General features: G+C 71.8%; 23 protein-coding genes. 16 read left to right on the top strand and 7 right to left on the bottom strand.

What is annotated here, in order from left to right; all coding sequences use genetic code 11:
- Nucleotides 1-50: 50 nt before the first annotated feature.
- The 4 genes from I5Q34_RS32440 to I5Q34_RS32425 all read right to left on the bottom strand — a co-directional run bounded on the left by I5Q34_RS32440 (nt 51) and on the right by I5Q34_RS32425 (nt 3,585).
- Nucleotides 51-692, bottom strand: a complete 642-nt coding sequence (locus I5Q34_RS32440) for a hypothetical protein (RefSeq protein WP_199896016.1) — start codon at nt 690-692, stop codon at nt 51-53.
- A gap of 409 nt (nt 693-1,101) precedes the next feature.
- Nucleotides 1,102-2,247, bottom strand: a complete 1,146-nt coding sequence (locus I5Q34_RS32435) for a DUF6183 family protein (RefSeq protein WP_199896015.1) — start codon at nt 2,245-2,247, stop codon at nt 1,102-1,104.
- 25 nt (nt 2,248-2,272) lie between these two features.
- On the bottom strand, nt 2,273-3,190 hold the full coding sequence (locus tag I5Q34_RS32430; protein ID WP_199896014.1) for a phosphotriesterase: 918 nt from the start codon (nt 3,188-3,190) through the stop codon (nt 2,273-2,275).
- Complete coding sequence (locus I5Q34_RS32425) at nt 3,187-3,585, bottom strand: carboxymuconolactone decarboxylase family protein (RefSeq protein ID WP_199896013.1); 399 nt, start codon at nt 3,583-3,585, stop codon at nt 3,187-3,189. Before I5Q34_RS32425 ends, I5Q34_RS32430 begins: the two co-directional genes overlap by 4 nt.
- 105 nt (nt 3,586-3,690) lie before the next feature.
- Here I5Q34_RS32425 and I5Q34_RS32420 point away from each other — a divergent pair, with 105 nt between their 5' ends.
- Nucleotides 3,691-4,263 (top strand): ABATE domain-containing protein, encoded by a 573-nt coding sequence (locus tag I5Q34_RS32420; protein ID WP_199896012.1) that lies wholly within the window; start codon nt 3,691-3,693, stop codon nt 4,261-4,263.
- Nucleotides 4,264-4,478: 215 nt separating this feature from the next.
- On the opposite strand, the gene I5Q34_RS32415 is transcribed toward I5Q34_RS32420, so the two are convergent.
- Nucleotides 4,479-5,570 carry a hypothetical protein gene (locus I5Q34_RS32415; RefSeq protein ID WP_199896011.1) on the bottom strand — a complete coding sequence of 364 codons (1,092 nt, stop codon included), beginning with the start codon at nt 5,568-5,570 and terminating at the stop codon, nt 4,479-4,481.
- A 340-nt stretch (nt 5,571-5,910) separates the two neighbouring features.
- Between I5Q34_RS32415 and I5Q34_RS32410 the strand changes: the two genes are divergently transcribed.
- The 15 genes from I5Q34_RS32410 to I5Q34_RS32335 all read left to right on the top strand — a co-directional run bounded on the left by I5Q34_RS32410 (nt 5,911) and on the right by I5Q34_RS32335 (nt 22,954).
- Nucleotides 5,911-6,417, top strand: a complete 507-nt coding sequence (locus tag I5Q34_RS32410; RefSeq protein ID WP_199896010.1) for a DinB family protein — start codon at nt 5,911-5,913, stop codon at nt 6,415-6,417.
- Between the two features lie 45 nt (nt 6,418-6,462).
- The gene (locus I5Q34_RS32405) at nt 6,463-6,774 is read left to right on the top strand and encodes a hypothetical protein (RefSeq protein ID WP_277965434.1); all 312 of its coding nucleotides are present in this window, start codon (nt 6,463-6,465) and stop codon (nt 6,772-6,774) included.
- A gap of 208 nt (nt 6,775-6,982) precedes the next feature.
- Nucleotides 6,983-7,309: a hypothetical protein gene (locus I5Q34_RS32400; protein ID WP_199896009.1), complete on the top strand. Its 327-nt coding sequence runs from the start codon at nt 6,983-6,985 to the stop codon at nt 7,307-7,309.
- Between the two features lie 162 nt (nt 7,310-7,471).
- Nucleotides 7,472-7,735, top strand: a complete 264-nt coding sequence (locus I5Q34_RS32395) for an HMG-box domain-containing protein (protein WP_199896008.1) — start codon at nt 7,472-7,474, stop codon at nt 7,733-7,735.
- 745 nt (nt 7,736-8,480) lie between these two features.
- The gene (locus tag I5Q34_RS32390) at nt 8,481-9,599 is read left to right on the top strand and encodes a hypothetical protein (RefSeq protein WP_199896007.1); all 1,119 of its coding nucleotides are present in this window, start codon (nt 8,481-8,483) and stop codon (nt 9,597-9,599) included.
- A gap of 5 nt (nt 9,600-9,604) precedes the next feature.
- Nucleotides 9,605-10,810, top strand: coding sequence for a sedoheptulose 7-phosphate cyclase (locus I5Q34_RS32385; protein ID WP_234429872.1), 1,206 nt, complete (start codon nt 9,605-9,607; stop codon nt 10,808-10,810).
- Nucleotides 10,803-11,501, top strand: coding sequence for a cupin domain-containing protein (locus I5Q34_RS32380; protein ID WP_199896005.1), 699 nt, complete (start codon nt 10,803-10,805; stop codon nt 11,499-11,501). Before I5Q34_RS32385 ends, I5Q34_RS32380 begins: the two co-directional genes overlap by 8 nt.
- The gene (locus tag I5Q34_RS35315) at nt 11,498-12,430 is read left to right on the top strand and encodes a VOC family protein (protein ID WP_234429732.1); all 933 of its coding nucleotides are present in this window, start codon (nt 11,498-11,500) and stop codon (nt 12,428-12,430) included. Before I5Q34_RS32380 ends, I5Q34_RS35315 begins: the two co-directional genes overlap by 4 nt.
- On the top strand, nt 12,427-13,983 hold the full coding sequence (locus I5Q34_RS32370; protein ID WP_199896004.1) for a GMC oxidoreductase: 1,557 nt from the start codon (nt 12,427-12,429) through the stop codon (nt 13,981-13,983). The genes I5Q34_RS35315 and I5Q34_RS32370 overlap by 4 nt, the downstream gene beginning before the upstream one ends.
- A gap of 20 nt (nt 13,984-14,003) precedes the next feature.
- Nucleotides 14,004-14,924: a VOC family protein gene (locus I5Q34_RS32365; protein WP_199896003.1), complete on the top strand. Its 921-nt coding sequence runs from the start codon at nt 14,004-14,006 to the stop codon at nt 14,922-14,924.
- A 48-nt stretch (nt 14,925-14,972) separates the two neighbouring features.
- Nucleotides 14,973-15,668 (top strand): response regulator transcription factor, encoded by a 696-nt coding sequence (locus I5Q34_RS32360; RefSeq protein ID WP_199896002.1) that lies wholly within the window; start codon nt 14,973-14,975, stop codon nt 15,666-15,668.
- Complete coding sequence (locus I5Q34_RS32355) at nt 15,665-17,695, top strand: sensor histidine kinase (protein ID WP_199896001.1); 2,031 nt, start codon at nt 15,665-15,667, stop codon at nt 17,693-17,695. The genes I5Q34_RS32360 and I5Q34_RS32355 overlap by 4 nt, the downstream gene beginning before the upstream one ends.
- Before the next feature lie 1,714 nt (nt 17,696-19,409).
- A complete protein-coding gene (locus tag I5Q34_RS32345; protein ID WP_199896000.1) occupies nt 19,410-19,616 on the top strand; it encodes a hypothetical protein in 207 nt (68 codons plus the stop codon).
- A gap of 69 nt (nt 19,617-19,685) precedes the next feature.
- Nucleotides 19,686-20,060, top strand: coding sequence for a hypothetical protein (locus I5Q34_RS32340; RefSeq protein WP_199895999.1), 375 nt, complete (start codon nt 19,686-19,688; stop codon nt 20,058-20,060).
- Nucleotides 20,057-22,954, top strand: a complete 2,898-nt coding sequence (locus tag I5Q34_RS32335) for an AAA family ATPase (protein ID WP_199895998.1) — start codon at nt 20,057-20,059, stop codon at nt 22,952-22,954. The genes I5Q34_RS32340 and I5Q34_RS32335 overlap by 4 nt, the downstream gene beginning before the upstream one ends.
- A 161-nt stretch (nt 22,955-23,115) precedes the next feature.
- Here the strand turns inward: I5Q34_RS32335 and I5Q34_RS32330 are convergent, their stop codons facing one another.
- Nucleotides 23,116-23,607, bottom strand: coding sequence for an ATP-binding protein (locus I5Q34_RS32330; protein WP_234429731.1), 492 nt, complete (start codon nt 23,605-23,607; stop codon nt 23,116-23,118).
- 603 nt (nt 23,608-24,210) lie between these two features.
- A partial coding sequence (locus I5Q34_RS32325; protein WP_234429730.1) for a thioesterase domain-containing protein occupies nt 24,211-25,285 on the bottom strand: 1,075 nt, incomplete at its 5' end.

Here is a 25,285-nt window from a genome sequence, read left to right as displayed (position 1 = left end):
CCGGCCATATGGCGGTGTGCTTTTCGGGCGATCGGGCGTATGGGGGCGGCTCAGCGCCCCGGGCCGGGAATGCCGAACAGCTTGGCCAGCCGCGCGATTTCCTCCTGGGCCTGGCCGATCGTCATGCTCCCCAGCCGGCCGAGCACACCCAGCAGACCGCCGTTGTCGCCGACGGATCCGTGGTAAGGACGGCCGGAGTCACGGTCCCACCCGGACTCGTGGCGCGGACCGGACCCGTCGTACCGGTCGCGCTCGTCGGACGGGTCCAGGCCCTCCCGGGCCCGCCGGGCGTCCTCCCGCGCGCAGTCGATCCTCGCGCGGTCCGGTGCGGGGGACGTGGCCTGCTGCTGGAGCTCGGACCGGGCCCCGGCCAGGACGCCGATCCGGTCGCGGACCGCGCCGCAGACCACGCCCTGCTCCTGGCTGGGCCGCGCCAGGGAGTCGCACGCCACGACCGCCTCGGCGGCCCGCTGGCCGACGGCGTCCTGGTCGAGCGCCCGCACGGCGTCGGCGGAGATCCGGCGCAGTTCGTCCGGGGCCGTGGCGACCACCGGCGCGGTCAGCGGCCGCGCGGCCGGCAGGGGCGCGGGGGCCACGGGCGGGGCGTCGGCGACGGCCGGGACGGTGCCCAGCGCGAGCGAGCCGCAGACGGCGGCGGTGAGGAGAAGGCCGGTCCGGCGGGGTGCGTCCATCGGATGCTCCTTGCGAGAGGGGGATCTTGCCGCCACCCTGCGTCCGGCCCGCGCCACCCGCAATCGGAAGCGGCAGCGGACGAACCGTCAACTGACGCCCCATCGGCTCGAAATGTCGACGAATCGTCAGCTGCTTTCCCTTCAATTCCGGGCGAACGGCCCCTGAAACAAGTCCGCAAGCCCGGCTGCGCCGAACGGGTCGTCCGCCTCTGTCGGCCTGTCAGTGACGTATGGGTGGCGGCCGCCTCCGTGGCGCACCGCTGCCAGCAGTGAGGCCGGCGTCCGCGCGTCTGCGATCATCCTCAGCGGCGGTGAGGCCGGTGCGTAAAGTCCGTTCTGTGAACCGAAGTTCGGCCGCAAGGGCGTCGAGGGGCCGGCGTGAGCCGGCAGCGCCCTGCCCCGCCGGGGATCAGTCGGTGTCCGTGGCGGCCAGTACGGCGAGTCGTCGCCGTCCCGGGGCCACGGTGACCAGTCCTATGTCCCAGGCGACACGCGTGAACCACTTCGTGGCGCCCCCGAAGTCGTACCAGGCGCAGTCCCGGGCCTGCCGCGCCACGTCATCAGGCGCCGCGTCCGCGGCCGCGCCGGACAGGGCGGCGAGGGACCGCCAGGCGGCCAGCCGGCCGTACGCACCGTACATGCCGTGGTTGTACGCCCCGCCGGTCGACGCTGCCGCGAAGAGCATGTGCCACGCTTCCTCCGGCCGGCGGGAGGAGAGCGCCAGGCGGTTGCGTCGGCCCACCCCGTCGAAGCACTCCAGGCCCAGGGTCACCAGCAGTCCGGGAAGTCCGTCCGTCCCGACCGGCGCGGCAAGGTCGTACGTTCCGGCCTCGATGCGTCCGTTGGACTCGTCGGCCCAGTTGGCCGTGGCCGCGGCGACGGCCGAGCGGAAAGCCTCCGTCGTCGTCCCGGTCGCCGTGGGGACGTGCGCGGTGCCGCCCGGGGCCGGCCCGGGGCCGCCGTCCTGCTGCCCGTACGGCAGTGAGCAGCTCGCTCCGCCCGCCGAGCAACTCGGCAGGGACGGTGTCTCCTCGAGTGTGCCGAGGGCCAGTGGCAGCCGGCCGAGCGGATGGTGACGCCAGTGCGGCGACCTCGCCCACCCCGCGATTCCCGGGGTCTCCCCGACCGCCACGCCTCGCAGCACCAGCTCGTGGACGAGGCAGGCCCGGAGCTCCTCGGAGGCGCCCGCGCGCGAGCTGCCGCCGGTGAAGACCACGGCCAGGTTCTCCGGGGTCTGGCCTGCGGCGAGCAGTGACGCAGCGTACCGGGGCAGTTTTCGATCGGCGGACGCGGCGGCGGATACGAGCCGCAGCGCCTGCTCGACGTGCTCCCGGCCGGGAGTGGAGGTCAGGAGACGCAGGAGACGGTTGAACACGCTGCCGTACTGCCATACCCGGGTGGCGGAGGAGCCGTACCGGTTCGACAAGGCGATGCCGAGGTCGGCCACGAACGCGATGTCTCCCTCGGCGAGGCTCCGATCGGCCGCTTCCCATACCTCGGTCACGGTCTTCATGCCGGGCAGGCGCGTCACGGTCTTCTGTATCCGGTGGCTCACGCCCCTGAGCCCAAGGGAGACCTGATCACGGGTGTGCATGAGTGCGAGGCGCCGCTCGCACCCACCCGAAAACCCGCCCCGGATTCTCCACGAACACCGCCCTCCCCGCCTCCTCCCCGAATTCCCGCTCCAGCCGCGGCCGCAGCCCCCGCAGGAGGAACCGCATCCCGGGCCCCTCCCGCCGGGCCCCCGCCGTCGTCGTGTCCCCGCCCAGCAGGATCTGGCCCGCGTGTCCCGCCTCCACCAGGGCCGTCAGCCGGTCGAACAGCCGCCAGTCCGTGGGGTGATGGCGTCGCGACGGGCCGTCGAAGGCGAGGAACGCGCCCGAGCGTGCGGCCTCCAGGTGGACTCGGGCGTCGGGGGAGCGGCCGAGGTGGCCGAGGACGACCGACGCGGGTGGCATTCCGAGGTCGCCGCACAGCAGGTCGAGTACGTCCAACGCCGCTGTCCCCAGCTCCAGATGGACCGCGACCGGGGCCCCGGTCGCGTGGTGCGCCTCCGCCGCCGCGGTCATCGTGCGCCGCGCGTGGGCGTCGAGGCCGTGGAATCCGCTGGCGACCTTGACGAGTCCCGCGCGGACGGGGGCGGTGGTCAGATCCGTCACGAAGAGGTCGGTCAGGCGGTCCATGTCCCGTGCCAGGGAGGCGGGTTCGTAGTGGGCCGCCTGGTGCAGGCCCGTCGCCGCGACGACGTGGACGCCCGTCGCCCGGGACGCGGCGACGGCGTCCGCGAGCCGCCGTCCCATCCCGCGCGGTGTCCACTGGACGACCGTCCCGCCGCCCGCCTCCCGGAAAGCGGTCAACTCGGCCTCCGCGGCCCGAGGATCGTCGAGTTCCTCCCCGGGCAGCGCGGGGCTGCGGAGGAAGAGGTGGTCGTGCGCGTCGACGGAGCCCAGTTCGGCGGCCGGCACGTCGCCGAGGACGGTTCGTGCGAGGCGGATCATTCCGCGACCTCTGCGACCTCTGCGACCTCCGCGACGGCCCGCAGTCCGGCCAGGGCCTTCGGCACACCCACGTACGGAGCGAGGTGGACGAACACCTCGGTGATCTCCGTCATGGTCAGCCCCACCCGCAGGCCGGTCCGGACGTGCCCGGCGAGCTGCGGCTCGACCCCGCCCAGCGCGGTGAGCGCGGCGAGGTTGGCCACCTGGCGGTCGCGCGGCGACAGGCCGTCGCGCTGGTACGTCCCGCCGAAGAGGCTGGTCACGATCCAGTCGGGGAATCCGGGCGCGAGGCGCTCCAGGCCGGGCAGCGTGGCCTCCCGGGTCCGTTCGTCCTGGAGCTCCGCCAGCAGGCGGTACCCCTCGACGCGGTCGAGCCGCGCTTCCCGCAGGTTCATGGTGCGGTCCCCCTTCTCCGTGGACAGGCTTCTCCGTGGAACAGGCGTAACGGGTCAGTCGTTACGCCCGGTCAATGTAACGCATGAGGCGTTACGATTGCGATCATGGGTGACGACGAACGCCTCGCCTTCCGCTTCGACTGCGGAGCGACCTGGCTCAACCTCCTCGCGACCAGCGGCCGCACCTTCAGTGCGCACCCGGTCGAACGCATCGCCACGCCCGAGCGCCTGGCCGAGTGGCTGGAGCGCAGCGAGATGACGCCCGTCCGGCCGCCCGACGAGGACGACCGGCGTCAGGCCGTGGCCCTGCGCGAGACGCTGCGCGTCCTCGCCCTGGCCGTGGCGGGCGGGGAACCGCCCCCGGCCCGGGCCGCCGCGGACGTCGCGCGCTTCCTCGACGCGCAGCCCGACCCCGTCCGGCTCGCCGCCGCCGAGCGGCTGCTGCGCGAACCGCCGCCCACCACGGGCGCCGCCCTGGCCCGCATCGTCCGGCAGGCGGTCGACCACCTCACCGGCGCGGAACGGCAGTCGCTGTCCGTCTGCCCAGAGCACGACTGCCGGGGCGTCTTCGCCAACCCGACCGGCCGGCGCCGCTGGTGCCCGTCGCCGGCGTGCGCGAGCCGGGGCCGCGTAAGGGCCCTGCGGGAGCGGCGACGGGCCGAGTCCGGAAAACAGTGAGCCGAAAAGCAGTGAGGGCGGGGGCCCCCCGGGCCCCCCCCCCCCCCCCCCCCCCCCCCCCCCCCCCCGGGCCGCCCCCCCCCCCCCCCCCCCCCCCCCCCGGCGCCCCCCCCCCCCCCCCCCGCGGGGCCCCCCCCCCGCCGGGGCCCCCCGCCCCCGCCCCCCCCCCCCCCCCCACCTACCCTGACACAAGCCGCATAAGCCGTGTTCAGCTTTCAGGGGGAAGCCCCGTAGAGCGTCGAGTGGAACAGGCTGGTGCAGTAGTGCACCACGCTCGTCAGGTTCCCCAGCGCGGCGCGCACCGCGACGACGGCGGTGGCCGAGACCGCGAACGACACCCGGCCGGTGACCGTCAGCCACAGCAGCGTGCACCAGGCCAGCGTCAGACACGCCCCGCCGGCCACCGCCGCCACGAGGTTGGCGCGCAGCTGCCGGCCCGCCGCCGTGACGACCCGGTCGTCGATCCGGTGCGAGAGCGTGCGGTACCAGAACAGCAGGTACGCCTTCATGCTGTTGGCCCGCACCTCGTCCGCCAGCCGGGGCGTGGTGACGTGCCAGCGCATCATGCTCTTGACGTTGCGGCTGGAGACGTTGGCGTAGTGCGTGCGGTGCTCGATCTTCGCCTCGGCCACCGCGCCCGCCCCGGACGGCACGACCGCCAGCACCAGCACCGGCAGCATCAGCGGGTGCAGCACCGTCAGGACCCCGAACGCGGCGGTCAGCCGGATCAGCGCGGACATGAACGCCTGCGCGTCGTACAGCATCCGTTCGCAGCGCAGCGCGCCCGTCTCGGCGGCCTCGTGCTCGTCGGCGAAGTCCGCCCGGTTGAGCGCGGCCAGCTCCACCGAGACGACCGCCTCGACCAGGGCCACGTCCGCGGCGGTCATCAGACGGGGTTTGAGGCGGCCGACGGCCCAGGAGGCGATCCCGTAGGCGACGCGGGCGACGGCAGCGGCCACCGCCACCACGACGAGCGCGGGGAGGGCCTCGCGGATGCGGTCGGGTACGAACCCGCCGCCGAGGACCGGGGCCATCGCGTCGGCCGTCGCGGCCAGCCCGACCGCCGCGGCCGTACCGGAGACCAGCTGACAGCCGAGCAGCACCAGCACGTCCCGCCGGTCGATCCGCCACGCCATCGTGGCGATCTGCCGCAGCAGGGCGGGGATCCGGGAGCACAGCTGGAGGAAGGACGCGTCCTCGAACGCGTTCCGCACTCCGGCGTTCTGGCATCGGACTTCCTTGGGCTCGGGCATCGGGGGACGGCCGGGATCCGTCGTCCCTCTGATCTCATGTCCGGTCGTCGTCATCACGTTTCTCCCTCCACTCGTTCAGGTGCCGTTCGCGGACACCCGGTGACCAACTCGTCCGAATGGGGGAAAGACACGCGGCGCGTGAAGCCCGGTGGACGCTTGCGGTCCGGTTAATGCGCCCTATGAAGTGGCAGCTTGGGGCCGTCGCGTGAGTGTGTGGTGTCCGGGGCTCGGGTGGCGAGTGGTGCCGCAGGTGGTTGGTCCGGCGGATCAGGCCGGGCGGCCCGCCGGCACTGAATTGCTGGAGCGACCCGCCGGACAGCGTTGGGCGGAGCAGGTTGGGTCCGTCGACTAAATGGCTCGACATCGGTCGCGGTGATCGGGGACGCTTCGCGCGATGACCAGAATCGACGACACACCGTCCGCGTGGGACGAGCGCACCCAGCTCACCACGTTCCTCGACTACGCACGTGACACCACCCGCGCCAAGTGCGATGGCGTCTCCGCGGAGAACGCACGCAAGGCGCTTCTGCCGAGCTCGCCGCTGATGACCATGAGCGGAGTGATCAACCACCTCCGCTGGGTCGAGTACTACTGGTTCCAAGTGGTCTTCCTAGGCGAGGAGGACCGGGGCCCCTGGACGGAGGAGGACCCCGACCGTGAGATGCGTATCGCTGTCGACTTCCCACTCACGCAGTTGCTTGACGAATACGCCGAACAGAGCGCCCGCTACCGCGAATTGGTCGCCGGGAGCGACCTGGACAAGCAGGCTCGGCGAGCCGTCCGCAACGGCCTGCACGTCGACCTGCGTTGGATCCTTCTCCACCTCACCGAGGAGACAGCCCGCCACAACGGCCACCTGGACATCCTGCGCGAGATGCTTGACGGAACGACCGGCGACTAGATCCGGCGAAGATCACGGGCGGATGCGGATCGAGGCGACGGTGCCGTGGAAGATGTAGCCGCGCTTGTCGTCCTGTACGCCAGCCGGAAGGAGATCGCCGACGCAATCAGCACCGGCCGTCGTAGCCCCGGCTGCTTCCCCGACGTTCAGCTGCCGCGGGCCCTGAGGGTGACCACTGATCCGGCTGCTGCGCTGGATGACGCGGACTGCCTTGTGCTCTCCGCCCCGCCCGGTCCCTGCGGGATGACCCCGCTACTCGGGGCCTGGCCGGGACCGCTCGCCTGGCCACCGCCCCGGGCAACCACCAGGCCGTCTTGGAAGCCGTGCCACAACTGCGTGATCCGTTGCCTTCCGTGACGGGTTCCGGTGATGGCGGTGGCTGTCAGGGTTCACCGGTTGCAAGGCCTGTCCGTTGGCGACCTCAATCATCCGAGCAGTCGTACGACATATATGTCACTGGTCCGAGTGAATCTGCTGGGTGGCCGGAGAAGACTGCAAAGGTGCGGTCGGCGGCGGGAAGGCTGACGCGTATGCGTGCGGTTTCCAAGGCTCAGAGGAGGCAGCGATGAGCGGTGGCCTGTCCGGTGGGACGGAGGATGGTGCGGCTCAGACACAGGATGCGGGTTCCCGGGCCGGCAGCCGACTCGATGACGACCCGGTGATCGCGAAGGCCAAAGTGATCATGGCGGATGTTCTGGAGTGCACTGCCGCTGCCCTCCGGCCGGATGCTGATCTCTTTGACGACCTGGGAGCTGATGAAGAGTCCATCACCAACGTAGCCACGCTGCTGGAGATGGAGCTGGACATCTACGGTCTCTATGAAGATGTCGACTACTGGGCGACGGTCGACGATGTCCTCGCCAGCGTCCGTGAACAGGCGTCCTCGGCCTGATGCTTCTTTCTGCCGTCTCGTCGGCAGGCCCTCAGCGACCCGCGCGGTCGCGATCGCGCCTGGCTGACGCCGGCGTGCTTCCCGCTCTTCCTGCGATCGGAGATTCTCATGTCCGGTGAAACAACAAGGGCTGCGGCTGCGGCTGCACAAAGCCGTGTGCGGGTGAAGAAGGTGAAGGACAAGGACGCTCCCAAGCGGCCCCAGAGCGCGTACATGATCTTCGCCAACGAGAACCGGTCGAGGGTCAAGGCGGCCAATCCCACGATGAGGTTCGGGGAGATCGGAAATCAGCTCGGTATCGAGTGGCAGAGGCTGCCTCTGGCCGAGAAGAAGCCGTACGAGGAGAAGGCAGCGAAGGACAAGGAACGGTACGAGCAGCAGATGGAAGCGTACAAGAAGGACAAAGGCGCCCGGCAGGAGGGCTAGGACGACGAGGTGGAGCAGGCGTGGGGCTCCACGCGCGGACTCGTCCTTGCGCGGGCGGTACCGGACACCTTCTGAGCAGGTCCTCGTTGCCCGGCTCACCGAGCACCACGAAAGCCAGGGAACCGACCCCGCCCCAAGGACTCTCCTGCCGCTCGGCATCCTCAGTTCCCTGAAGACGCTGCGCCGAGTGGTGGCAGCCGACGAGAACGAACTGGGCGGCTGGACCGTCGAATAGCAAGCCCCGAGAGGCAGCGCTGAGCTCGGCCCCGCCTCGACGGTGTCGCGCGCCCAGAGGTGTACAGGGGCTCACGCGCGTCGGGGATGTCCGGGGTGTCGGGCGGCCAGGGGGTGCCGACGAGCACCGGCATTGAGTTCCTCCAGACCTGCCGCTGTTGATGTCCCGGTCGCCCCGGACCTCGTACATCGCCCTCCAGGCCGACCGCGGACGTGGTCTTCCCGTGACCACCGCGCACGCACAGCGGGCTTCGCCCGCTGAGTCACCGGCCCACATAGTGGGCTTCTCCACCATGGCCGCCTGCGTGCTCGCTGGTAAGTCTCCAGCCACCCCGCGCCAGGGCAAGCACCGGCAGGGCACCGAACAGGGCACCCAAAGGGCCACCGCCTCATGCCCCCGGGGCGTCGGGTCGCGGAGCGTGGTCGGCGAAGAGCTTTCGAAGAGCTCTCGGACGAAGAGCTTCGAAGAGCTTCGAAGAGCTTTCGACACGACCGTTCTGCGAGACCCACGATGTCTGTCCCCGACCCCCAGGTTGTTCTGGACCGGCGCATCACCGCCGGCCCCGCCTCCTTCCCCGTCCAGATACGGGCCGGGGAGGAGTCATGGGACGAGCTGACCAGGACCGTGGCCGCGCTGGGCGCCGAACACGTCCTGCTCGTCACCGGCCCCGGCGTACCGGCCGCGCACACCGACCGCGTGCTGCGCCACCTCCGCCGCGCCGCCCCCGTCCGTCCGGTGCCGGCCGCCTCGGACATACCCGCCGATGACGGCACTCTCGTCGTCGGCCTCGGCGGCACCGGGGTCCTCGACGCTGTCGGCCGCCTGGCCACGCCCGGCGGACGCGGGCCGGTCCTCCTGCCCACCACCCTCCCCGCCATGACCGACACCGCGCTGTCCATGGCAGGACACCGCCCCACCCCTCTCCTCGTCCGCGCCCAGCTCGAATTCCTCGACACCCTCGCCCCCGGTGCCGTCCGGCCCGGGCTGTACGCCCTGGTCCGGAACGTCCTGGCCGTCTGCCCGGGGTCCTACGACCAGGTGTGCGCCCGGCTGCGGCCCGACGGACGGTACGGCCGGGCCGGCCTCGCCTCGTTCATCGCCCTGTGCGTCGACGCCCGCACCACCCTCACCTGCTACGACCCGCGCGAGGAAGGCCCGGCCGCGGCGCTGCGGTACGGGCACGCCGTCGCCGACCTGCTGCGGCCGCTCGGCGTCGGCGCCCTGCGGTACGGCGACGCCGTCGCGCTCGGTCTGCTCGTCGCGGCACGCTGCGCCCGCCACCTGGGCACGCTCGACGCGGCGGACGAGGAAGCCCACCGGCGGCTGCTGGACCGCTGGGGCGCCCCGACAGTTCTGCCGTCCCCCGTCACCACGGACGACGTTCTGCGCGCGGCCCCCGGCGGCACGGCCGCCCTCGTCCTCCTCGACGGCCTGGGACAGCCGCACGTGTCGCGCGGCCGCACCGTCACCGACGTCGACACCGCCCTCCTGCGCACCGGCCTCGACGCCGTGGCGCCCCGGACCGCCGCCTGGGACACGGCCGGGACCGGCCGCTCATGCGCCCGGGGCGCCGGGACGCCGAGCGTGGTGAGGGACGCAACCCCGCCCTCTGTGAGGAGATCACCGTGACCACCCTGGCCCCCCGCATCCCGCACGGCCTGTTCACGTCCGGCGAGCCCGTCCGCTCCTGGACCGTGAGCACCGCCAAACCCGTCCGCTACGAGGTCGCCTTCACGCCGGACGTGCTGGACCCGCGCAACCCCGCGCTCGCCCGGGCGGGGACGTCCCGCGACGGACCCGCCCCGGCGCGCCGGCTGCTCGTCGTCGAGGCCACCGTCAACGACCTCTACGGAGAACGGATCCGCGCCTACTGCGCCACCCGCGGCCTGCGGTACCGGATCCACGTGCTGGCCGCCCACGAGCGGCTCAAGACCATGGAGTCGGTCTTCTCGGTCGTGGAGGCCATGGACCGGTTCGGCATCGCCCGGCGCAGCGAGCCGGTCGTCGCGATCGGCGGCGGCGTGCTGCTGGACATCGTCGGCCTGGCCTGCAGCCTGTACCGCCGCAGCACCCCGTACGTCCGGGTCCCCACCACGCTGATCGGGCTGGTCGACGCGGGCGTCGGCGCCAAGACCGGGGTGAACTTCGGCCCGTACAAGAACCGGCTCGGCACCTACCACCCCGCCACCGAGACCCTGTTGGACCCCGGTTTCCTCGCCACCCTGGACCGGCGCCACCTCAGCAACGGCATGGCCGAGATCCTCAAGATGGCCCTGATCAAGGACCGGGCCCTGTTCGAGCTGCTCGACGGCCACGGCGGCCGGCTCGTCACCGAACGCTTCCAGGGCGGGCGCGGCCTGCGCCCGGTCGCCGAAGAGGTCCTGGGGCGCGCCGTGCACGGGATGCTGGAGGAGCTGCAGGGCAACCTGTGGGAGAGCGAGCTGGAACGGATCGTCGACTACGGCCACTCCTTCAGCCCCACCATCGAGATGCGCGCCCTGCCCGAACTGCTGCACGGCGAGGCGGTCTGCCTCGACATGGCGCTCACCACCGTCGTCGCCGAACGGCGCGGCCTGGTCGAGCCGTCGGAACGCATCCGCGTCCTGGACGTGATGCGCAGACTGGGCCTGCCCGTGTGGCACCCGCTGTGCGCCCCGGACGTCCTGGAGGAGGCGCTCGCCGACACCGTCCGCCACCGCGACGGAAGCCAGCGGCTGCCGCTGCCCTCCGGGATCGGCGACGCGGTCTTCGTCGGTGACGTGACCTCCGACGAACTAGCCGATGCCGCCGAGCATTTGAGGGTGCATCACGCGCGGGACGAGGTGAACCGCCATGCGTGAGGCCGTCGTCGTCGCGACCGTGCACGACCCCGCCGACGTCCACGGCGTGCACGCCGCCGAAGGGCACTCCCGCTGGACGTGCCTGGCCCGGCGCACCGGACTGCACGGCGGCTGGGAGGCCGTCGAATGGGCCTGGCTGCCGCCCGGCGGCGTCAGCGGCGAACACCTGCACTCCCGCACGGAGGAGCTGTATTTCATCGCCGACGGCCAGGGCGAGGTCACCCTCGACGGCGTCCCCCGGCCCGTCCGCGCGGGCGCGGCCGTCCTGACCGGACTCGGCCACCGGCACGCGCTGCGCAACACCGGCGACCGGCCGCTGTCCTGGCTCGTCGTCGAACTCCCCGCACGGAAAGGACCCTTCATGCGCCACACCGCCACCACCGTCATCACCGACCTGCGCCGCACCGGGCCCGTGGACGCCTCCACGGTGCTCACCGGACCGCTGCGCACCGTGGAAGTCGCCCGGCTGCCGCCCGGCGTCACCGCCGAGCTGAACGCCGACGGCGTCGAGCACACCGTCTACGTCACCGGCGGCGACGGCACCGCGCGCACCGGCCCGACGAGCGTCCCGCTCGCCCCCGGCGTCGCCCTCACCCTGCCCCTGGGCACCACCGCGCGCCTGACGGCCGGCGGTCACGGCCTGGAGTGCTTCCACGCCGTCCTGGCCGTACCCGGAGGAGCACCGACATGATCATCAACGCCGGCCGCCGGACGGCCGTCCTCCTCGCCCCCGACGGCGAACGCGTCCGCATCCGCTGCCTCGCCCGGCGCGGCATGCTCCACAGCGAGTGCGAGGCCGCCGACCGGATCGACCTGGGCCCCTGGACCCGCTACGCCCTCACCGGGCGCGACGGCACCGAAGCGGCCTGGTACGTCCTGCGCGGCCCCCTCACCGCCGAACCCGGCGGCACCGTCCTCCGCGACCGCGACCTGCTCCTGGCCCGCCGCGGCGACGGCATCGCCCTGCGCGCCGGCCCGGCCGGTGCCGAACTCCTGTGCCTGACCGTGGCGCCCCCCGCCGTCACCCGGCACCTCCCGCCCCGCACGCCCGACACCACCACCGAGGAACCCGCCATGCCCCCCACGACTCCGGCCGCCGCCCACCACGTCGGCTGCACCGTCCCCGACCTCGAACAGGCCGTCGCCTTCTTCACCGACGTCCTCGGCGCCCAACTCGCCTACCGGGAAGGGCCGTACGAGGATCCCGGCGGCGACTGGATGCGGCGTCAGCTCGGCGTCCACCCCCGCTCCGCCGTCCGCATCGCCATGCTGCGCCTCGGGGCCACCCTCAACCTCGAACTCTTCCAGTACGAGGGTCCCGGCCGGCGCCGCGAGATGCCCCGCAACGACGACTGGGGCGGACACCACCTCGCCCTGTGGGCCGACGACTTCGACGCCTCGGTCCGCCGCCTCGCCGCAACTCCCGGCGTCCGCCTGCTCGGTGAACCCCAGCGGGTCGGCGAGGGGCCCATCGAGGGCACCCGCTGGGTCTACTTCACCACCCCGTGGGGCATGCACCTCGAACTCGTCCACGCTCCGGAAGGACAGCCGTACGAACGCGACACCGCCGTACGCCTCTTCCGGCCCGCGCGGACCGCCGAGGGAGGTGCCGGACGATGAACGGCATCTGGGGACCGGGCACCCCGCCCGTGGTCCAGGGCGACGCCGACCGCTACGACGCCGACGTCGTGATCATCGGCTCCGGAGCCGGCGGAGCCACCACGGCCTGGGCCCTGGCCGGGACCGGGGCCCGCGTCCTGGTCGTCGAACGCGGCGGCTTCCTCCCCCGCGAGCCCGCCAACTGGTCGCCCAAGGCCGTCTTCGGCGACGGCCGCTACCACAACGCCGAGACGTGGCATACCCGTTCCGGACGGCCGTTCACCTCCGCCGCCCACTACTACGTCGGTGGCACCACCAAGGTCTACGGGGCGAGCCTGCCCCGGCTGCGCGAGAGCGACTTCGACGCCGCCGAGCACCTGGACGGCACCTCCCCGGCCTGGCCCTTCGCCTACACCGACCTGGAGCCCCACTACGCCGAGGCCGAACGCCTCTACCGGGTGCACGGCAGCCCGGGCCGCGACCCCACGGAACCGGCCCGCTCCGGCCCGTACCCGCACCCGCCGGTCGCCCACGCACCCCGCATCGCCGAACTCGAACTCCGGCTCACCGCCCAGGGATTGCACCCCTACCCCCTCGAACTCGGCGTCGACCTGGCCGACGGCGGCACCTGCGTACGCTGCGGCACCTGCGACGGCTTCCCCTGCCGCGTCGGCGCCAAGAGCGACGCCGAGACCCGCGCCCTGCGCCCCGCCCTGCGCTCGCCCACGGTCCGCCTCCTCACCCACACCTACGTCTCACGGCTGCGCACCGGACCCGACGGACGCACCGTCACCGCCGTCGAGGCACGCAGGAACGGCCGGTCCGTCACGATCACCGCCGGTACGGTCGTCGTCTCCTGCGGCGCCATCAACTCGGCGGCCCTGCTGCTGCGTTCGGCCTCCACCGCCCACCCGGACGGGCTGGCCAACGGCAGCGGCCTGGTGGGACGCAACCTGATGCTGCACCACAACAGCATGCTCATGGCCATCGACCCCCGGCGCCCCAACCCGTCCGTCTTCCAGAAGACCCTCGCCGTCAACGACTTCTACCTCGCCGGCCCCCGCACGCCCTACCCGCTCGGCAACCTCCAGCTCATGGGCAAGGTCCACGCCACGGCCGTCGCCACCGCGCACCCCCGGGTGCCCCGCCGCGTCCTCGACGCCCTGACCGGCCACAGCATCGACTGGTGGCTGATCTCCGAGGACCTGCCCCGCCCCGGCAACCGCGTCCTGCTCCGCCCCGACGGCGGCATCGCCCTCGACCGGCACCCGGGGGGCACCCGGGCCCACCGCCGCCTGGTGCGCACCGGCGCCCGGATGATGCGCCGCGCGGGCTGCCCGATCGTCCTCACCCACCGCATGGGCATCGAGCACACCGGCCACCAGTGCGGCACCACGGTGGCCGGGCACGACCCGGCCCGCTCCGTCCTCGACCCGTACTGCCGCAGCCACGAGGTCCGCAACCTCTACGTCGTCGACGGCGGCTTCTTCCCGTCCTCCGCGGCCGTCAACCCGACCCTGACCATCATCGCCCAGGCCCTCCGCACGGCCCGCCGTGCCCCGGTCCTGCCCTGAACCCCTCGAAGGAGCCCGTCATGCCCGCCCACCGTCTGTCCTCCGTCACCATAGGCGTCCCCGACCCCGCCGCGACCGCCCCCTACTACACCCAACTCGGCCTCACCCCGCACCCCGACGGCTGGTTCTCCACCCGCGACGGCGGCCGCCAGCTGCGCATCGTCCCCGCGCCCACCCGGCGGCTGGTCGAGATGCGCATCGGCGTCGACGACCCCGACGACCTCGGCGCGGCCGCCGCCCGCCTGGCCCGCCTTGGCGTGCCCTCGGCCCGGGTAGCCGGGACGCTCATCGCGACCGAGCCCGCCACCGGAGTACGGGCCGTCCTCCAGGCCGAGCCGCGCTTCGCCCCGCAGGCGACCGGGCCGACCCCGTACAACGGACCCGGGCGCGACGCCCGCACCGACAACCGGGCCCCCGGCCTCCTGCGCACCGGCCCCGTCCGGCCGAGCAAGCTCGGCCACGCCGTCCTGGGCACCCCGAACGCCCCGGTGACCACGGCCTTCTTCCATGACGGCCTGGGCTTCAAGGTCAGCGACTCGCTCGGCGACGCCGGCGGATTCCTGCGCTGCTCCACCGACCACCACAACATCCTCATCCTGGCCGCCCCGTTCACCTTCCTGCACCACACCTCCTGGCAGGTCGACGACGTCGACGATGTCGGGCGCGGCGCCATGACCATGCTGGAGGGCCACCCCGAGCGCCACATCTGGGGATTCGGCCGGCACTTCATCGGGTCCAACTTCTTCTGGTACCTCAAGGACCCGGCCGGCAACTTCACCGAGTACTACTCCGACATGGACTGCATCATCGACGACCAGCTCTGGGAGCCCGAGGTCTTCGACGTCAACGAGAGTTTCTTCAGCTGGGGGCAGCCGCCCTCGCCATCCTGGCTCGCCCCGGAGGACCTGGCGGGACTCATGATCGGCACCCATTCCGCCTGACGACCGCCACAACGAGAGATCGTCCGGAATGGCCGTTAGCGTCGGTATGTGAGCGAAGAAGAGGCCCGCCCTCCGCGCGTCCTGATCTGCGACGACCACCCGCTGTTCCGCAGCGGTCTGAAGGCCGCCCTGGAGGGGGCGGGCGCCGAGGTCGTCGCCGAGGCCGAGACCGGGGCCGAGGCGCTCGACGCCGTGGCGCGGCAGCGGCCGGACGCCGTCGTCATGGACCTCTCCCTGCCCGACGCCTCCGGGATCGACGTCACCCGGCGGCTCACGGAGCGCCACCCGGGGCTGCCGGTGCTGATGCTGACCATGTCCGACGACGACGGAAGCCTGCTCGCCGCGCTCCAGGCCGGTGCCCGGGGCTATCTCGTCAAGGGCGCGGGCGCCGACGAGGTCCTGCACGCGGTCCGCACGGTCGCCGCCGGCGGCGCCGTCTTCGGGCCGGACACCGCCGCCCGCCTCACCGCCGTCTTCCGGCACGGCCGGCAGCGCGACGCGGAGCAGCTCTTCCCGGCGCTCACCGCGCGCGAGGTGGAGATCCTGTCGCTCATCGCCCGGGGCCTGGACAACCGGCACATCGCCCGCCACCTGGTGCTGTCCGAGAAGACCGTCCGCAACCACGTCACCCACATCTTCGACAAGCTTCAGGTGACCTCCCGCGCCGAGGCCGTGGCCCGTGCCAGGGACGCGGGGCTGGGGGAGGACGGCTCCGGGGACGAGGGGGCCGAGGGGCGCGGGTGAGCGGGGAGAGGGCGGCGGCGCGCGGCCGGCGGGCCCGTCCGGTCCTGGCGGCGTACGGGCTGACGATCGTCTCCGCCGTGGTCTGGGCCTTCTTCGCCCTCACCCGTCTGTACGACGCGCGGCTGGCCCCGATCGTCGTCGACCGCGGTGCCCTGATGCTGGCCGCGATCGGCCTCGTGCTGCTCGGGGCCTTCATGACGGTCCACCGGCCGCACAGCGTCCTCGGTCCGCTGCTGATCGCGGCCGGGACGGGGCACGTCGCCTCGGAGGCCGCCCTGCTGGGTGCCGCCGCGACCGGCGCCCCGCGCGCCGTCGGCGACGTCCTGTACGTCATCGACCTGTGCTGCTTCGCCCTGGCGATCTTCACTCTCTACGCCCTGCCGCTGTACCTGCCGGGCGGTGAACTGCCCCGGCACTGGATCTGGCGTCCGTACCTGGCGCTGGTCGCGCTGTGGAGCCTGGTGCACGCCTTCACCGACGCCGGCGGCTTCCCCTCGCGCACCTACACGCTTCCCCGCCCGGCGGACCACGGGGAGTGGGCGCGCCTGCGCACGGCGGTGGAGGCCTGCGCCCCCCTCGTCCCGCTCATGACCGCCATCCTGCTCGCCGGCCTCACCGTCATGGTCGTGCGCTGGTGCCGGGCCCCCGACCGGCGGCAGATCGTCTCCCTCCTGCCGTACGTGCTCTGGCTCGTCTTCGCCTACATCGCCCACCTCGTCCCCCTGGGGGAGAACCTCTGGTACGTCGCCTACACGGCGGCCGTCATCTGGCCGTTCTGCGCGGTCTACGGCATCGGACGGGACCACTCCGGACGGCTGGACCGGGCCACGCGCAGGGCCCTGGTCGCGCTCGTCCTCATCACCACCCTGCTCGCCGTCTACACGGTGCTGGCGGTGCTGGTGCTCAAGGTGTTCCCGGGCCGGCCGGGCCGGGGAGCCCTCGTGACCGGGGCCGTGGGACTGGCCCTCGGGGCCCTTGCCTACCCCTGCGCACGCGGGGCCGCGCGGATCGTCGACCGCGTCTACTACGGCGACCGCTCCCGCCCCTACCAGGTCGTCCGCGACCTCGCCGAGCGCCTCAGCCGGGCCGCCGCCCCCGGCGCGGCCCCGCAGTTGCTGTGCGACACCGTCACCCAGATCCTGCGCCTGCCCGGCGCCACCGTGACCGTCAACACCCGCGGCGGCCCCCGCGTCCTGGCCGCCGTAGGCGAACGGCGGCCGGAGGCGGGCTTCCCGCTGACCTACGAGGGCGGCGTCATCGGCAGCCTCGACGTCACGCTCCGGCCCGGCAGCCAGACGCTGGACCGGCAGGACCAGGAGGTGCTCCAGTTCCTCGCCGACCAGGCGTCCCCGGCGCTCGCCTCGCTCCAGCTCTACGAGGACCTGCGGGCCGCCCGCGAGCGCGAGATCGTCGCCCGCGAGGAGACCCGCCGCACCCTGCGGCGCGACCTGCACGACGGGCTGGGCCCGGCGCTCTCCGGCGCACGGCTGCAGATCGACGCCGCGCGCTACGCCGTCCCCGACGACTCACGTGCCGCGCCCCCGCTGGACGCCGCCTCCCAGGGCATCGGCCAGGCCATCACCGAACTCCGCCGCATCTCGGCCGGTCTCACCCCCGCGGCCCTGGACCGCAGCGGACTGGGCGGCGCCCTGCGGCAGTTGGTCGACCGCCTCGGCGAACCACCGCACGTCACCGTCGACTTCTCCCCGGACCCGCTGCCGCGCCTGCCGGCCGCCGTGGAGGTCGCCGTCTACCTGATCGGCGGCGAGGCCCTGAACAACGTCGTACGCCACTCCGGCGCGGACCGCGCCGAACTGACCGTCCGCGTCGTCCCCGACTCCGTCACGATCGAGGTCCACGACAACGGCCGCGGCCTGACGGGCCGTTCCACGGGCACCGGGCTGGGGCTGCGGTCGATGGAGGAGCGGGCGGGCGAGCTGGGCGGGCGGTGCGCGATCACGGAGGGGGAGGGCGGCGGAGTGACGGTACGGGCGTGGTTCCCGCCGGTGGCGGGGCCGTTCTCCTGAGACGTCATCCCGTGCGTTCGGGGGCTGCCGTGGCCGAGGCGGAGCGGAGGATCTGCCCGATTCCGAACCGGAAGCGTTCCTCGAAGCCGAGGGACGTGAAGTCCTCCAGCACCGAGCCCAGTCCGGGAAGGTCTCGTTCGCCGACGTTCGCGTACAGGCGGTCGCGAACACCGGTGGCGGGGCGGCCTGTTCCTTCTGGACGAGGCCCGGGGTAAAGCAGAAGAGGTTCCAGGCCGTCCACGCGGCCGTCCTGCGGGTGGGGCAGCCTCGCAGGAGGGCGTCCCACTTCCCGGGCAGGTCCTCCAGGCCCACCTCCCCGAGGACGGCTTCGGCCATCGTGTCCAGGAGTCGGTCCTTGGTGCGGATGTGCCACATGACGGTGTTCATGCTGACCCCGAGTTCGGACGCGATCGCCCGGGTGGAGAGCTTGGCGACACCGTCCCTGTCGAGTACGTGGTCCAGCGTGATCCCGACCCTTGTACGGTCCACAGCTTGCTTCTTGGTCATCCCGCATTCAGCCGACAGCCCGAGAACCCGCCCCGAAGACCCTCAGAGATCATTTCGAAACCACGTCGGTGGATCGAGGCTAAGTGATCTTGGTGTTTGGGGGGGCGGTCTGCGGCAGGTTCCGGCGGGTTCGATGCTGACCCAATGAGGAATCGCGGACATGACGGACCGTCCTGGGGGAGGAGGGGCGGGCGTGGTTCCTTCCGCTCAACGACCGTCGGGGCCTCCCACTCCTGTCCGCCCGCTGCGTCAGGTCCGCGGCTCGCGGCGGTCCGGGACGATGCGTCCTTGGGCCCTTCGAGAGGGAACGGGGGGAGCGGGAATGCCTGTGCGCGGGGCGAAAGCCCTACCGACCCCAGACCAGGACGCCCGGTCCGGGCAAAGTGAACAGGGGTTATGCGATCTGTCATGCGAAACTAGATTATGGGTCATGAACTTCCTGGCCGATAATGGCGGAAATGCCGCCCTCTGTGCGACCGGTGGCATGCGGGATTTAATAGGGGCGATGCTCTCCCGGTGAATCCGGAATGCGCTGTTCGACCGGCCGCAGGAGCGCGTGACCTCCACACATGGGTGGCGGTCGGCGCCCCAGCCGGCTTCTGTCTCCCGGATGCCCGCCCTTTCCCGGGCATCCGGGGTCCCGAGCCGGGGAACGGTGGTGCTGTTCGGTTGAAGCTGCTTCAGCTGAATAGGGTGCTCACACCCACCGTTCTCCTTCGCGGGCGGCATTCTCTCCCCACGCCCGCCCGCACCCGGCCGCCCGTCACGACCCCCTGACGGGCGGCCGGGCCCTGCCTGGCCCCGTTGCCCGGGACCGCTGACGGCTTCCAGCCCCGTTCGCTCGCGGCCGCGCGCCGACAACCCCCTCGGGGACCGGGGAGGAGCCCGTCCTCCGAGGGGAGTACCCGCGGCCCATAACCGTGGATCCCGCCGCGGTGCGGGAATTCCGGTCAGGTTCTGGTTCCGGGTGAATATCCCGTGACAACCGGGACACGGCAGGGTGTGAATGGGTTTGCCGCATCGAGCGACAACCGTATAGACCTGGCTATCAGGAATTCGGCACCGGTAAATGCCGGTACGGCTGATGAGGAGACTTCCCATGTACGTCCGGGATGTGAGGCGTTTCCACCGCCTTCTGCGGCTGAGAGGCATGTCGCTGCGGGAACTCGCCCGGCATATCGGTGTGCCGGAAACCATCATCGTCTTGATGTCCGTCGGACGGTGCGACGTGGCCCTCTCGACGGCCCGACTCGTCGCGGACGCGCTCGCCGTCCCAACCCGAGTGCTCTTCCACGAGACGGCCCCCGGAGCTTCCGGCCGGCCCGCCGCCGGCGCCCGGCCGCACCGGTCGGCCAACGGGAAGACGACGTCCGGACTGCCGAGGCAGCGCACCCCGGGCCCCTGCCGGAACTGACCGGGCCCGGCAGGAGCCGGACCCTCACCCCCTTCCCCCCTTCGTCCGTCGTGAGAGTACGGAACCACCATGACCAGCCCAATGGAAAACGCCTTGCTGGACACCGTCCCACCGGCCGACGGCGCCACACGGCCCCCCGCCCGCGAGGAGCATGCCGTCGGGGAGCCGGACGCCGGGGACTCCGCCGTGAAGGAGTCCGTCAGCACCATCCGGGAACTGCTGGCCGAACTCAGCAGGGTCCTGGACAGGTGGTACAGCGACGTACCCACCCCCACGAGCCGGGAGCAGGCAGCCGTGCCCGGTCGGCCGTTGACCCCGTGCACCACCGACCGGGCGGACCGCGCGGTGCCGTACATCCCCGCCCGGCCTCCCGTGCCGAGCGGAAAGCCGATCGTCCGGTCCCCGGTAGAGCCGAACGCCCTTGAGGCCAGGTACCGTCCATGAGTGACGTCGATACGTCGGTCCCCCGCCCATCCGGAACCGCGGCCCCGGAGTTCGGCCACCAGACCGACTCCGCCGTATTCGTCGAACGCGAGGAGCACCTCACCGGCCTCCGCTCCGCAGTCGCCGGACACCGGCCCGGAACAGCGGGCGCGGTCCTCGTCGAAGGCGGAGTCGGCTGTGGGAAGAGCACCTTCCTCAGCGCGGCCGTCCGGCACCTGACCGCATCGGGCTCCCTCGTCCTCCGGGCCGGCAGCGCCGGCCCGGGCAGCAGTTCCCCGGACCTCCTGGGACAACTGCTCCGCAACCGCTCCTTCCCCGACGACCTCCGCACCGGCCTCGAACAGACCCTTGACGGCAACCTCCCCCTCGTCCCGGTGGCCGGCCACTCGGCCACCGCGGCATGCGAACGGCCGGACAAGAACGGCAGGCTGGCACAGGCCCGGAACCTCTGCGCGGTCTTCCAGGCCATCGCGCGCACCTCCCACCTGGTGATCGCCGTCGACGACCTGCACGGTGTGGACGACGCCACCCGGCAGTACCTGCTGCACACGGTCCGGGACTCGCCGAGCGGCAGCGTCCTGCTGATCTGCACCACCAACCCGTGCGTCCGCAAGGACGCCCCCCTGCTGGACGCCGACTTCCTCAGCCTGCCGCGCTTCCACCGGATCGTCCTGAACCCCCTCACCCGGAACGGCATCGCGGAGTACCTGGCCACCTCTCTCGGGCAACCCGTCGGCGACGACCTCGTCGACCACTACCATGCGGTCACCGGAGGCAATCCCCTGCTGCTCCGCTCACTGCTCGAAGAGGCCCGCGAATCGGTCGGCTGTCGCACCGGCACGGAACCGGGGCGCTGCACGGAAGGCCCTGTGCAACCAGTCGTCGGCGGGCCCTTCTACCGGGCCGCACTGGCCTGCCTGGCCCGCATCGGAGCCGTGTCCCGGGAGTCGGCCGCCGCCCTCGCCGTCCTCGGCGGGGCCGGGTCCCCCGGCCGGCTCGCCCACGTCGTCCAGCAGAACACCGCGGCCGCGGCATGGGACCTTCGGCTGCTCGGCCTGACGGGACTCACGGACGACGCGGGCCGGCTGCGTCACCCGGTGCTCGCGGCCGCGGCACTGGACACCCTGCCCCACGACCACCGCACGGCACTGCACCGGCGCACGGCCAAGCTGCTGTACGACGAGGGAGCCCCGGCACTCGACATCGCCGGCCACCTCCTGGCAGTCGGACACGGTGAGGACCGCTGGGCGGTCTCCGTCCTCTGCGACGCCGCCGAGGAGATTCTCGCCGGGGACGACGCGAAGCAGGCGACCGCCTGCCTCGAACTCGCGGAACGCATGTCCGGCAACGCCCGGCAGCGGGCCGTGATCGGCATCAGGCTCGCCCAGATCGCCTGGCGCATCAATCACGCGGCCGCGTCACAACGCCTCGCCGAACTCGTCACCGACATGGAGGAGGGACGGCTGAGCGCGCCGCACACCGCGCTGTTGGCCCGGCTTCTCATCGCCCGCGGCCGCCTCGGCGAGGCGGGGACGGCACTCGCACGCCTGCCCGGGCGCGGGGGGACGGCGGGCCCGGCACCGGGAGACCCATGTGACTTCTCCGCCCTCTGGGCGTCCGCCGAATACCCCGTTCCCCTCGCCCGCGCCGCCCGTTTTGTGCCGCAGGAACCCGGCGGAGCGGTGCAGGCCGCCGCGGGAGAAGTCCCGGAGCTGAAGGCCGCGGCAGCCGTGTGGGCCTGGCCGGGTGACGGAACGAGCGACTCGGCGGCCGAAGCGGCGGCACATGCCCTGCGGCACTCCCCGATCACCGACACCACACTGGTGCTGCTCACCAACGCCGTCCGGACGCTCGCCCGCGCGGGACGCTGTGACACCGCCGTCTTCTGGTGCAACAGGCTTCTCGGCGAGGCCCGGCGGCGGGACGCGCAGGGCTGGCACACCGAACTCACTGCCGTCCAGGCCGAGATCTCCCTGATGCTCGGCATACTGCGCGACGCCGGGCAACAGGCGGAAGCCGCCCTGACCGCCGTGCCGCAGGGCACCGAGAGCGTCTTCGTGGGCAGCCCCCTGGCCACCCTCATCATGGTCCACACCGCCATGGGCCGGTACGACGACGCCCTGGAGAAAGTCAACCACCCCGTGTCGGAAGGCCTGTTCCACAGCGTCTACGGCCTCGGCTTCATGCGCGCTCGCGGCCACTTCCACCTGGCCACCAACCGCCTCCTGGCCGCCGTCAGCGACTTCACCAACGCGGGCCGTATCGCCGAGTGCTGGGGGCTGGACCGCGCCGAGATCCTCCCGTGGCGCAATGACGCCGCCCAGGCGTTCCTCCGGCTCGGCGACGGAGCGAAGGCGCGGCAACTGGTCAGGGAGCAGATGGCGCAGAGCCGTGGCAGCAGCGCGCAGGTCCGCGGAGCCATGCTCCGGATCTGTGCCAGGACGGTCGGGGGAGCCGACCGGATCCGGCTGCTCGACGAAGCGGCCGACGCCCTCCGCGCCAGCGGCGACCGGCTCGAACTGGCCCGGGCCCTTGCCGATCTCGGCAGGACCCACCAGGCCGAAGGAGACACCGTGCGCGCCGGCACACTCATCCGGAGGGCGTGGCGGCTGGCGGAAGAATGCGGGGCGAAGGCCCTGTGCGACCAGATCATTCCCGGTGGAGGCGACGGCGAGTACACGGGGAAGCCCCGGGGCAGGCTCAGCGAATCCGAGATGCGCGTGGCCGTCCTCGCCGCACACGGCAACACCAACAAGGAGATAGCGGCCAAGCTCTACGTCACCGTCAGCACGGTCGAGCAACACTTGACGAAGGTGTTCCGCAAGTTGGACATCACACGGCGCCAACAGCTTCGCGCGCGGCTCCAGGAAGAGCTCCGGGGCCCCGTGCCGTGACGCGCCGCGCACCGGGCCGGCTCCGATGCGGGTCAGGCCCCCAGCCGGTCGGGTCTTTCACCGACCGGCTGGCCGCATGGGGCCTGGCGGTCGCGCGGGTGGCGGTCGCGGGGCGGACAAGGGCGGGCGGGTCGGCCGGGCTGGGCGGGGTGTTCGGCGGATCAGCGGGTGTCCGGCAGGTAGGCCCATGTGATGCGCCGGCCGTTCGCGGCAGGACGCCAGGACCACGTGTGCGACAGTGTGGCGATCAGGGCCAGCCCCCGGCCGGACTCCGCGTCGTCGCATGCTCTCCCCGGTTGCGACGGCCTGCTCGGGCCACCTCCGTCCTCGACCTCCACCATCAGCGCGTCGTCGCCCTCGACGAGCGTCAGTGAGATCTCCTGCGGTAGTGCGTGCTGGAGGGAGTTGGCGAGCAGTTCACCGATGACCACTTCCGCGCGGAAGAGACGCTCGGTGTCGTCGGACGACCACCGCGTGAGCGTGCGCACGGCAGCGTGCCGGGCTTTCCGCGCGGCTCGGCATCTGGGAGCCACGCTCACGGTAAACGTCCGTCGTACGGCGAGGGGTGGCGGATGGCAAGGGGGGGATGCCGAGAACGCCGGAAGGATGGCGGACCGGTGAAGGACGTCAGGTGTTTTCCCGTCATGGGACATGGCCGATCCTCACTGACCGAAGTTGTCGGCGCCGCACGAAGGGCCCGGAATCCCGGCACCGTGGACACTCACCACACGAAAGGTGAATCCGGGGTTTCTTTCACTTGTTGACCCATATGCCCATGAACCGACGCAACCAAAACGCCGGACCAGCCCTTCTGGGGTCGTCCTCCCGCCCACCAGGGGAATCGCGAGCCCTGTCGGGGGTCCCCCTGAAAGGGGCAATTTGGATTCGGGGAGGCTCTACGGGGAAGACGGACGGACGCCTGCCAAGTGGTTTCCTGGATAAGGAGCTTGGCGGGAGCTCTGTACAGAAGTGAGCCATCGCACGACGGTCGTGGAGAAGTATTCAACTCCTCCACGAAGGGCGGTCGCACGCCGGCCTTCTCCCGGTCGGGCCTGGCGCCGCTGGCACTGGAAGAAGGCATGGACTCGGCCCCGGGCGGTGAAGTCGGCAGGAACCGCCCACCACTTGACCCTGTTGTCAACGACATGGCGCACGGCAGAGCATCTGTCGGCATCGTGCATCAACATCAAGTTGCGGTCAGGGCGATCGGCTGTTCAGCGGGAAGGGAAATCAGGAGTAGAGCGTTCGGTGGTGGCTCATCGGCTGTTCTCCTCGCCGCAGACGTCCGAGAGCCATTCGTGAACGCAGAGGGCGGTTGTCCGGGAGTGATCAGGGCCCAGCATGTCGAAGTGGTTTCCCGGCACTTCAGCGACCATGTGAGGAAGCGGCCAGACCGGATGTGACTCGTAACCCTTCAGGGGTTGTCCGTTGTCGTCGGTGAAGGGCGGTTCGTGCGCCCAGACGCAGAGGGTGGGCGTGGCAATGCTCTGCGGCATCCAGTGCTCGAAGAGGCGGAGGTACGCACCCATGGCCGTGAGCATTGTGTAGTCCAGCTGCACCAGCGACGCCACTCTCGCGAACATTCCCAAGTCCAGGGACGTACGGAACAAGTGGTCGGCCCGGGTCGACGTATAGGTGTCCATCAGGACCGCGCTCTTGGGAGGGACTCCGGTCTTTTCGAGACGGCTGGTAACAGCTTGCGCGAGCCATCCGCCCGCGCACTGGCCGACCAGTGCGTAGGTGGCACCATCCATGCGCTCGCTCACTGTGTCGGCGAGGATCGCGATGATGTCGTCCACGGAGGCCGGCACCAGTTCCCCACGGAAAAATCCCGGGATGGAGAGGTGCCACACGTCCCGGATGCCGGCGAAGCGCGAGGCGAATTCTGTGTAGTGGCGGACGTCAGGGCCGATGATTGTGGGGAGGCACACCAGCGCGGCCGACTTCCCATCGCCGTGCGCAAGCTGAGTGGTCCGGATGAGGCCGGCGGGCGGATTCGTCCTGTTGAAAGTTTCCCTGAAGCGTGAGGTGACCATCAGGAGTTCCACTCCGTGGGCCGCCTGTCCCGTCTCACACGCATGCTGAAAGAGGGAAACGATGAATCCGGATGAATCGGCTTCATCAGCGGCGGCGGCCGTCGTCTGCTCGCCCTTGGTGCGTCCTGTTCCGTCCTCTGCATCAAGCGTGGTTGTCAGGTACGCGGCCAGTTCGGCGGGGGTGGGGTGGTCGAAGGCGAGGGTGGAGGGGAGGCGGAGTCCTGTGTCGGTGTGGAGTCTGTTGCGGAGTTCGATGGCGGTGAGTGAGTCGAATCCGAGGTCTCGGAAGGCTGTG

Source organism: Streptomyces sp. AV19 (assembly GCF_015999245.1).
In the GTDB taxonomy this organism is placed as follows: Bacteria; Actinomycetota; Actinomycetes; order Streptomycetales; family Streptomycetaceae; genus Streptomyces.
This window is presented reverse-complemented; position numbering and strand designations above follow the sequence as displayed.